Origin of the sequence: Geminisphaera colitermitum TAV2, assembly GCF_000171235.2 — a bacterium.
Lineage (GTDB): Bacteria > Verrucomicrobiota > Verrucomicrobiia > Opitutales > Opitutaceae > Geminisphaera > Geminisphaera colitermitum.
In genome coordinates this window covers 20,665-27,972 of record NZ_ABEA03000152.1, presented here as the reverse complement: position 1 = coordinate 27,972, position 7,308 = coordinate 20,665, and the positions used below count along the sequence as shown (strand labels likewise).

Below are 7,308 nucleotides of genomic sequence, written 5' to 3'. Positions count from 1 at the left end.
GGGGGGGGGGGGAGGGAGTCAGGCGTCGCCACGGGCACGGGGCGCAATACGGAAACAATGCCGAGATTAGCGGCAGATTCACGGTTGCGAACGGTCAACTCAATCGCGCTGCCAAGTTTTCCCTCGTTCGTCCCGCCGGGACTGTAATCGCGACTCTGGCCGTGCATACGCCCCTCGCCAACCGAGGCATCGAGCGGAGTGTCCGCCGCGACAAATAATTCGAGCGCGGCTTTCGGACGTTTTAATGAATACCTATACGACTTCCCTCCCTCCCCCCCCCCCTCTCTCTCCGTTGTCGAAAGCGCGGCGCGTCCGTCGCGATTGTTGAGGTGCAAGCGCCATGCGTAGGAATGGTTTTCGCCGGTGCTTTCGAGGCGGTCGAAGATCACGAAATAACCCGGTTTCCTCGCATAAACCACGACGCGTCCGATTCGTTTGTGGGGTTGCGCGTAGGCGCCGGTTGCGTCGCTGGCGAGGACGTCGGCGGTTTTGCCCGCGGCAAGCAATGTCGTTTTCGCGACGGGCTGACCTTGCCTCATCGCCTTTGTCTGGAGGTTGCGCGGTAGCAACTGGTTCGTGCCATCAATCTCAATCGTATTTTGAGCACGCGTGCTCATGTCATATTCGAGATGCAAGGGGCTGCGATAGGAGGCAGAGCCGGGCGAGCCGACGAGGTATTCACCAAAGGCGGCGAGCACGAAGGAGTTTCGGCAGGCGTGATGGTGGGTGTAATTTGTTTTGGTCGCGCTCGCGTTGTTGAGCGCGAAAACCACGCCGTTGTCACCCCAGCCGGAACGGATAAAATTGTCGCCACTTGCGAATGAAGCGATCGTCGGCAGGCCGAGTTCGGCGGGGGTTTTGAGCGGCGGCAGTTTTGCCAGCGGTTTTGATCCTGCTCTCTGTTTTTGCAGGAACAGGAAACTTCGCCAGCTTCGCCCCTCCCCCCCCCCCTCTTCCTCGGTTTCGTTTTTGCTGGGATTTCTAAATGTGTCGTCCAGCCAGCGCGCGAGGTCGTCATTGTAAAGGGAGGCGAAGAGAACGGTGATGGAGGCTGGGGGGCGTCCCCAATACGAGTTGTCGTGGAAATGTGCGCGCATCGGTTGATGGCGGGTGGCGTTTTTATCGCGAAAGAGGAAGTAATGATGCGCCAGCCAGCGCGAGGAATTGGCCAGCGGCGCGCCGGAAAACATGGTATCCAATTGCTCCGGTGACATGGCGAGCGCCGCGGAAAAGAGCGTGTCCATCGGATAATAAAAATAGCCGATTCCTTCGCCATAACTGCCGTCGGCCTCGACCGTGGAATCGATATACCAGCGCAGGCGGCGGACGGCAGCATCCTGCGCGGCTGTGTCGTCCAGATAGCGTCCCATGACAAGCGCACCAGTGGCGATGATGGCGGTATGATTGTTGGTTCTGCCGGTTTTGAACCAGTAGCAGTCGAGGCAGGGAGCGAGCGCCTTTGTGCGCAGCGCGGCGTCCATCGAGGCGATTTCGTCCGCGGAGAACAGGTCCGGCGAGGCGGCAAGAGCGGTGGCAAAGGCAAGGCCGGTCTGGGCTGTTTCGATGTCGGCCTTGTTGCCGCGTAGTTCGGAGTGAAGCCAAAAGGCGGGCGGCAGGGTAGCGATGTGCGCGATGTGCTTTTTAAGAAATTGTCCGAGCAAATCGTGTCCAGTGAAGAGGTGCACGAGGGAGAGGCGCGGGAGGTCACGCAGGCTGTAAACGTAGCGGCTGGCGGCGAAGCCGGTTTTTGGGAGATGCCATTGGTTGACGATTTGCGCGGCGAAAGAGGTTTCGGCCTTCCAAGCGGCGCGTCCGTCGGCGGTGTCAGTGAACCATTCGCCTAGTTTGCGGAGTTCGTCAGGTGAGGCGTAGGGATGGCGCTTGGCACCGATTTGCGCGGGTCGCGATGGGTCGGTTTTGTCAAATTCAGCGGCAGTGACTTCGCGCCAGTTCTCGGGTTTTGAAAAGTCGGGGTGTCCAAAAACCGGATACTTGTCAGCGGCAACGGCGATGCTTGCGATGGCACTGGCGAGAGCGAGCGAGAGGGCACAAACAAAGAGAGAGAGGCGGGGGGGGGGGGGGGGACGCATTGGGATTAAGGGAGATTCTGAAAAATCTTTTTTTGAACAGAAGGAAACAAAGGGAACGAAGGTAAAACGAAGAATGGTTTGGGTTCTTCGTTCTCGTTATTGTCTTCTGTTCAATTTTTTGAACGCCCTTACCTGCGTCGCCGGAGCACGAGGGACAGGCCGAGGATCAGCACACCGCAGATTGCGGACCAAGTGGCGGGTTCGGGAATGTTGGAGGCAGTATTCACGACTTTGAAATCGTCAAAGTAAGATTGCCCGGTCGTGGTGCCAGCTCCCGCAACCAAATGAAGTGTGCCGAGTGACCAGTTGGTGTTGGAGTTGCTCACGGAGAGACCGGTGACGCTGGCGGGGACGCCATTGACCGTTAGCGTGGCGGTCTTCGTGGTGTTGTCGAAGTCAAGACGGAGGGTGTTCCATCCAGTCGACGAGTAGCCTGATATGTTCTTATGCTCGACGGAAGCACTGGTGGAAACGGTTCCTTCCACGATCGAATTGAATGTGATGGTGGAGTTATTGATGGATAGGTAAAAATTGCGATTCGGCGCGTCGGTTGTTCCGCCTGCATTATATCCATAGAGATAGAAAGTTCCGGTTAGGCGTTTGAGAGACCACTCAATGTAGCCTTGGGTTACGTTGTTGCCCAAATCATATTTGACGTTGGCGTTTCCGGGGTTCGCTTGGTCCCACAATTGAAGATACTGACCGTGAGCGGCCTCGTTTACGGCGTCAGAAGCGATGCGGGAATAGATGGTGTCGTCGTTGTCGTTGCCGATCCAGCCGTTTGTGGCGGTGGAGGTGAGCTTGGTGCCGTTGGTCCAAGAAGGCGTATTGGTGGTCTCGAAGGACGTGCTGAATACTTCGGTTCCCGCCGCAAGGGCGGATGCAGGGAGGAGGAGCGAGCCGATGAGCGCGGCAAGCGTGACACGGATGCGGGAGGGTGTAGTGGTTTTCATGTTACGTGGCGGATGGGTGTTGGTTGACGGAGACGAGATCGGGGGGGGGGGGGGAGGGAGCTACGGAATGGAGGGTTGGTAATTGAGCGGGATGGCACGGACGCTCCAGTTGTAGAGAAGCATGTTGCGGTGGTTGCCGTGGACGGGGCGGGCGGGGCATTTCCCGGCGTTGGCAGATTCAAACTCGGCATCGATATCGATCATCGCCGGACGGTCGTGATAAGGCGCCAGGTTGAGAACTTCGGAGTAAAGCAGCGGCGTCTGTCCGTCAGTATTCCGCCACGGGAAGCGGTTGGTATCGCCCGGCAGGCGCAGGTAATAAACCATGGCGTCGTCGGCGGTCGCGTTTGGCGTGTCACGCACCCAAGCACTGCAAATGTAGGAGTCGGGCACGAGGGAGGTGGCGCTGTTTTTCAGCATCATGTAGGGAGCGAGGTATCTGAACAGAGAGGCTTTTTTGTCGTCCACGGGGGGAGGGATTTTTCTGGTTTGGCCAACGGTGCAGGGGCCGGGGAGGCGGCCCTTATTGTCGTCGATGTAGAGTTGGATGGCCATGCCCCATTGGCGCAGAGCAGTCTTGCATTGGGCGTCGTTGGCCGTGCGGCGCACTTTGCCAATCGTGGGGATCATGATGCCGGCAAGAATGCCGATGATCGCGATCACCGTGAGCAGTTCGATGAGCGTGAAGGCGGAGGAGCAGGGGCGTGGGGGATTCATGATGGGGAAATGAGAGGTAGGTTTTGGCGGGAATTTATTTTTAGTAAATTTTCCTTTAGTTTTTACTTAATTAAACCATGTTCAAGTAAAAAATCGACCTATCTTAAAATTATTGGTTATTAGCCATGTTCCTGATGACGCCATCCAAGTCCGCCGCTTCTGCCACCGCCGCTTCCGCCGCGGCGTCTGCTCCGACATTTTCCGGCCGTGTAACGCTTTCGGAAATCGCCGCACGCGCGGGCATCTCGACGACGACGGTGTCGTTTGTCCTCAACGAAACCGGCGCCGTGGGCGCGGAGACTCGCGCCCGCGTGCTGGCCGCGGCAAAGGAACTGGGCTACAAAACAGGAGCCCGCTCCGGTCGCGGACGCAGACGGGGGACATCAAGCGGCGATGGCAGAACAGCGGGCGCGGGCGGCCTGGGGACGGTGGCGCTCGTCTGGATAAACACCACCGAGAGCTGGAGGCAGACGCATCTCGCCCACCTTTTGATTCACACCATCGGCACCGGCATCGAGGCGCTCGGGGGGCGGTTGCGCACGGTGTTTTACAATGAGAACGAAAACGGATCGCGTCCTGATTTTTCGAATGACGACGCGCTGCTCGTGGCCGGCACACCAGGGCCGGGTTTTCTAAAACAACTCCCGGGCCGCCTGCCGCGCCTCAACATTATTTGCAAACCGTATGTCGGAAACACTTCGTTTCTCGATCTCGACTCCACTCACACCGGGCACGAACTTACGCATTATCTGCTCGCGCACGGGCACCGACGGATCGGTTTTGTGAGCAACAGCCGCACGCATCGCAGTTTTGGACTGCGTTATATGGGTTACCTCAGCGCGCTTGATGAGGCCGAGGTGCCCGTCAATCCCGCGTGGGTGCTGCGCTTGTGCCAGCCCGCCGGCAGCGCTCCGGTCGAGACGGCGCAACCGGCGAGTGACATCGAGCCGGGCCTGGCCGCCATGCTCGCGCTGCCAAAGAAAGAGCGCCCGACGGCAATCTTCGCCGCCAACGACTGGCTGGCCGCCGCTGTTTACCAATACGCGCAACGCCAGGGACTGCGCATCCCCGACGATATCAGTGTGGTCAGTTGCGACAACGATCCCGGCATCTGCGACCTGCTCAAACCGGGGCTGACCACGCACACGCTGCCCTACGCCGAACTGGCACGCGAGGCGGTGCAATGGCTCGCGGCGATTGTATCCGGAAAACCACCACACAAGCAGCCGGGCATCATGCTGTTTCGCGGCAGGCTCGTGGAGCGGGAGTCGGTGGCGACGGTGTGATGTGGAGTGGGGGACGTCTGCGCTACGGGTGAGGGGCGGGACGCCTGCGCCAAGCCAACACGCCGGAGGCGTGACAGCCGTTAGCAAATCCCGCTGCGACCCCTCCGGGGGCGATTATTAGAAGAACGGGTTCCGGGGGTGTCGGTCGCTGTGCTCCCTCGACCCCCGGCTAATGGCTGTCACGCCTCCGGCGTGAAAATTGCAGGCGGGACGCCTGCGCTACGATGGGTTTTGCATCCTTCTCTCTCTCATAATCTTTTTTTTGTCCGTCTGGATTGAAGACAACGGGAGCGAGGAGGATTCGGAGGAGAAGGATTTGTTGTGGGTGGAGACGCCCGCGTACAGCTTAGGGGAGTTGCGTGGCACCCATGAGGGCGCGGTCGCATTCGCGGGCGGCGGCGCGGCCTTCGTTGATCGCCCAGACGACCAGGCTCTGGCCGCGGCGGCAGTCGCCGGCGGCGAAAACCTTCGGGTTGCTCGTGGTGTGGCGTTCGTGCTCGGCCTTGATGTTGCTGCGGGTGTCGGTCTCCAGTCCGAGTTTTTTCAGAAGCGGCTGCTCAGGGCCAAGGAAGCCCATCGCCAGCAGGACGAGTTGCGCCGGGAGCGTCTTTTCGGTGCCGGGTTGCTCGACGGGGACGAACTGGCCTTTGTCGTTTTTCTCCCACTTGATCTGCACGGTAACGAGTTTTTCGATACGGCCCTCGGCGTCGCCGATGAACTTCTTGACGGTGGTGAGATAAATGCGCGGGTCCGAGCCCTGGCGGGCGGCGGCTTCCTCCTGGCCGTAGTCCATCTTGTAGATTTTAGGCCATTCGGGCCAGGGGTTGGAGGGCTGGCGTTCGAGCGGGGGCTTGGGCATGATCTCGATTTGCGTGACGGAGCGGCAGCCTTGGCGAAGCGAGGTGCCAACGCAATCGGTGCCGGTGTCGCCGCCGCCGATGACGATGACGTGCTTGTCGCGCGCGGTGATGGCGGACGCCGCGGGCGGCGAGCCGGCGGGCGTGGCGAGAAGGGCCTTGGTGCCGGCAGTGAGAAAATCCATGGCGAAGTGGACGCCTTTGAGCTGGCGGCCTTCGATGGGGAGGTCGCGGGGTTGCGTGGCACCGGTGCACACAACGACGGCGTCGTGCGAGGAGAGGAGTTCGTGGGCGTCGATTTTGGTACCGACCTCGGCATTACAGATGAAGGTGATGCCTTCCTGCTTCATGAGTTCCACGCGGCGGAGAACGACGTCGCGCTTGTCGAGTTTCATGTTGGGGATGCCATACATGAGAAGGCCGCCGGGGCGGTCGGCGCGTTCGTAAACGGTGACGGTATGGCCGGCGGTGTTGAGCTGGGCGGCGGCGGCGAGTCCGGAGGGGCCGGAGCCGATGACAACGACTTTCTTGCCGGTGCGCATCCTGGGTTCGCGGGGGAGCACCCAGCCCTCCTCCCAGGCGCGTTCGATGATGGAGTACTCGTTGTTCTTGATCGCAACGGGCGGGTTGTGGATGCCGAGCACGCAGGAGCCTTCGCAGGGCGCGGGGCAGACGCGCCCGGTGAACTCGGGGAAGTTGTTGGTTTTGCTCAGGCGTTCGTAGGCTTGCTGCCAGAGTCCGCGGAAAACGAGGTCGTTGAACTCGGGGATGAGGTTGTGGATGGGACAGCCCGCCGCCATGCCGCTGATGAGGCGTCCGGTGTGGCAGAAGGGGACGCCGCAATCCATGCAGCGCGCGCCTTGGTTGCGAAGTTTCTTCTCGTCCATGTGGAGATGAAACTCGGACCAGTCGTTGAGGCGGTCGAGGGGGGAGCGATCGACGGGGATTTCCCGCATGTATTCGAGGAAGCCAGTTGGTTTTCCCATAAAATTAAGAATTAATAATTAATAATTAAGAATTGAGGAGGAGAAGGGGGGAGGCTAATCGCCTTTGGTGGATTTCAGGATTGCGGTGAGGAGGCGGTGGATTTCTCCCATATCTTCGTGGATACTTTGGAACTGGCGCGAGGTCAGGTAATCGGTGTCCTTGAGGAGGCGCAGCCAGTAAGAGGTTTCACGCGCTTCTTTGTAGGCAATGGTCATTTTGGCTACGAAGTCCGCTCGGGATTGGCCACCCAGTGCTTCTTCCACGTTCGCGCCGATGCCAGTGCCGCTTCGCACCAATTGCTTGGAGAGAACGAATTCCTTTTTTTTCTCCATGAGATGCCGGCACAGCTTCACTACACGGATCGCAAAGGCATAGCTTTTTGTTTGTATGGCATTGTCGCCTTTCATTGTTTGTATCC

The 7,308-nt window shown here is 59.5% G+C and carries 6 protein-coding genes; 1 reads left to right on the top strand and 5 read right to left on the bottom strand.

The window, feature by feature from the left end; translation table 11 throughout:
- The 3 genes from OBACDRAFT_RS17070 to OBACDRAFT_RS17060 form a co-directional block, all read right to left on the bottom strand.
- Positions 1-2,090: heparinase II/III domain-containing protein (locus OBACDRAFT_RS17070; protein WP_052362176.1), on the bottom strand; the 2,090-nt coding region annotated here is incomplete at its 3' end.
- Positions 2,091-2,218: 128 nt separating this feature from the next.
- Positions 2,219-3,043 (bottom strand): PEP-CTERM sorting domain-containing protein, encoded by an 825-nt coding sequence (locus OBACDRAFT_RS17065; RefSeq protein WP_043587731.1) that lies wholly within the window; start codon positions 3,041-3,043, stop codon positions 2,219-2,221.
- Positions 3,044-3,103: 60 nt separating this feature from the next.
- A complete protein-coding gene (locus tag OBACDRAFT_RS17060; RefSeq protein ID WP_043587729.1) occupies positions 3,104-3,760 on the bottom strand; it encodes a type II secretion system protein in 657 nt (218 codons plus the stop codon).
- Positions 3,761-3,894: 134 nt separating this feature from the next.
- Between OBACDRAFT_RS17060 and OBACDRAFT_RS17055 the strand changes: the two genes are divergently transcribed.
- Entirely contained in the window at positions 3,895-5,046 is a 1,152-nt protein-coding gene (locus tag OBACDRAFT_RS17055) for a LacI family DNA-binding transcriptional regulator (protein WP_052362177.1), read from the top strand.
- Between the two features lie 346 nt (positions 5,047-5,392).
- Here OBACDRAFT_RS17055 and OBACDRAFT_RS17050 read toward each other — a convergent pair whose 3' ends face one another.
- Both OBACDRAFT_RS17050 and OBACDRAFT_RS17045 read right to left on the bottom strand, forming a co-directional pair.
- Positions 5,393-6,889 (bottom strand): glutamate synthase subunit beta, encoded by a 1,497-nt coding sequence (locus OBACDRAFT_RS17050; RefSeq protein ID WP_043587727.1) that lies wholly within the window; start codon positions 6,887-6,889, stop codon positions 5,393-5,395.
- Positions 6,890-6,943: 54 nt separating this feature from the next.
- On the bottom strand, positions 6,944-7,297 hold the full coding sequence (locus OBACDRAFT_RS17045) for a four helix bundle protein (protein ID WP_043587726.1): 354 nt from the start codon (positions 7,295-7,297) through the stop codon (positions 6,944-6,946).
- Positions 7,298-7,308 lie beyond the last annotated feature (11 nt).

Excerpts from the sequence above, each read along its gene's own strand:
- OBACDRAFT_RS17065 (WP_043587731.1), bottom strand. The coding sequence starts at position 3,043 with ATGAAAACCACTACACCCTCCCGCATCCGTGTCACGCTTGCCGCGCTC.
- OBACDRAFT_RS17060 (WP_043587729.1), bottom strand. The coding sequence starts at position 3,760 with ATGAATCCCCCACGCCCCTGCTCCTCCGCCTTCACGCTCATCGAACTG.
- OBACDRAFT_RS17055 (WP_052362177.1), top strand. The coding sequence starts at position 3,895 with ATGACGCCATCCAAGTCCGCCGCTTCTGCCACCGCCGCTTCCGCCGCG.
- OBACDRAFT_RS17050 (WP_043587727.1), bottom strand. The coding sequence starts at position 6,889 with ATGGGAAAACCAACTGGCTTCCTCGAATACATGCGGGAAATCCCCGTC.
- OBACDRAFT_RS17045 (WP_043587726.1), bottom strand. The coding sequence starts at position 7,297 with ATGAAAGGCGACAATGCCATACAAACAAAAAGCTATGCCTTTGCGATC.